Below are 1,772 nucleotides of genomic sequence, written 5' to 3'. Positions count from 1 at the left end.
GCTCGGCGATCCGGCCAAGGCAAAAGAGAAGCTCGGCTGGGTGCCGGAAATCACCGTGCAGGAAATGTGCGCTGAAATGGTGGCCGAAGACCTCAAGGTCGCACAGCGCCATGCCCTGCTGAAAGCTCACGGCCATGATGTGCCGGTGAGCGTGGAATCCTAACAATCAAAACCCGAGAGGTCGAAATCAGTGGCTCTTGTAGGCATTTACTCTTATCCGAAGTCTGGGAACACCTGGGTCCGGGGGATCATCGCGGCGGCCATGCAGGCCTCTGCCAAGGAAATCCCGGATCTGCATGAACGGCCGCTGAGCGACGCAAAGGAATTTCGCGGGTTCCGGTTCTTCAAGCACCATGCCGGTCACAACCTGACCAAATGGCAGGGCCAGGACATCAACGCGACCCATATCATCCACATCCGGCGCAACCCGCTCGATGTCTTTGCCTCCTATCTCAACTTCATCTCGGCGAATGTGACCAACACCGCCTCGATCCCCTTCGAGTCCGTGGAATCCATCGTCGGGACCGACCTGTTCGATCTCTATTTCAGCTCGTTCACCATCACCGGCCATATCGCGCCGCGGTTCTCGGTGCAGACCGGCGATTATTTCTCGCACAACCAGTATTGGATGAACTACGCCGACAAGCCGATCGCCCGGATCCGCTATGAGGACCTGCTGCACAACCCCGTCACCACGCTGGGGTTCCTCAAGGACTGGCTGAAGCTCGGCGACGAGGATCTCGAAGCCATGCTGGAGCGCGCCGGCAAGAGCACCAAGAAGGACGGCAAGTTCTACTGGCGCCAGGAAGAGAAGAACTACTTCAACTTCCTGCGCCCCGAACAGATCGACACGTTCCTGAAGTACCGCGGCGACGAATGCCTGGCCCTGGGCTACGACCCGGAGTACCTGCGGACCCCGCCGGCCCGATGATCCCGACGAAAATCGATAGACTGATCTTGGTCTGCGTCTTTTCGAGATAATCCGGGATCAGGGCGTCATACGAACGAACCCCGTCTGGGACATGTGACACCGAAGGCCTTCCCGCTTCCGGGCGGCAAGGACAATGCGAGACAGAGCCGTGGACAAGACCCTGCCGGAACATGACGTCGCCGCCCTCGTCCCGGAACGGATGCGCGGATATTTCCGGGATTGCCGGATTTTCGCCCATCCCGAGGTTCTGAAGAAAGTCGTCATCTCCACGCCGCCGGCGCTGGCGCCGCGGCGGAATCACCGGATCGTCTTCAGCCAGCCGGAGCTGAACGGGCGGGTCAATATCTCTCTCGGCCCCGGCTCGGGGGAGATCCGGATCGACACCCGGGGCCCGATCAACCTCGACCTGCGGATGTGGCGGCAATCGACCCTCTCGATCGGGGCCGGCACCACCATGATGCCCGATGTCGAAATCGGCTTCGGCAGCATTCTGGCGGCGGGGGCGATCCTAACCTCCGACATGCCGGAAAAAACCATCTTCGCCGGCGTGCCGGCACGCCAGATCCGGCGCAACGTGACATGGTCGCGCCAGACACATGGGTTTTCCGAGGCGGAAACCGCCGCCTTCGGAGCGCGTTTCGTGCCGGACACCGCCGGCACGGCTTCACCGACACACGCATCCGCCGGCGACAGACCCGGCGTCAGAGCGGGAGACGAGCAATGAAAATCTACGTAGCGGGCCATCGTGGCATGGTTGGGGGTGCGATCCTGCGGCAGTTGCAGGCGCGCCGGGACGCGGGCGAGGATCTGACGCTGATCACCCGCACCCATGCGGAGCTGG

Annotated in this window: 2 protein-coding genes and 2 pseudogenes; all 4 read left to right on the top strand. The window is 61.9% G+C overall.

Features of this window, described 5'->3' with window-relative positions; all coding sequences use genetic code 11:
• Positions 1-163: pseudogene (locus tag QO033_RS25170) on the top strand (GDP-mannose 4,6-dehydratase); the annotation flags it as partial.
• Between the two features lie 27 nt (positions 164-190).
• Positions 191-931 carry a sulfotransferase domain-containing protein gene (locus QO033_RS25165; protein ID WP_407682149.1) on the top strand — a complete coding sequence of 247 codons (741 nt, stop codon included), beginning with the start codon at positions 191-193 and terminating at the stop codon, positions 929-931.
• 133 nt (positions 932-1,064) lie between these two features.
• Positions 1,065-1,655, top strand: a complete 591-nt coding sequence (locus tag QO033_RS25160) for an acyltransferase (RefSeq protein WP_284483432.1) — start codon at positions 1,065-1,067, stop codon at positions 1,653-1,655.
• Positions 1,652-1,772: pseudogene (locus QO033_RS25155) on the top strand (GDP-L-fucose synthase); the annotation flags it as partial. The gene QO033_RS25160 and the pseudogene QO033_RS25155, both read left to right, overlap by 4 nt.

Origin of the sequence: Pseudodonghicola flavimaris (assembly GCF_030164425.1) — a bacterium.
GTDB lineage: Bacteria > Pseudomonadota > Alphaproteobacteria > Rhodobacterales > Rhodobacteraceae > Pseudodonghicola > Pseudodonghicola flavimaris.
This window is presented reverse-complemented; position numbering and strand designations above follow the sequence as displayed.

Excerpts from the sequence above, each read along its gene's own strand:
- QO033_RS25160 (WP_284483432.1), top strand. The coding sequence starts at position 1,065 with ATGCGAGACAGAGCCGTGGACAAGACCCTGCCGGAACATGACGTCGCC.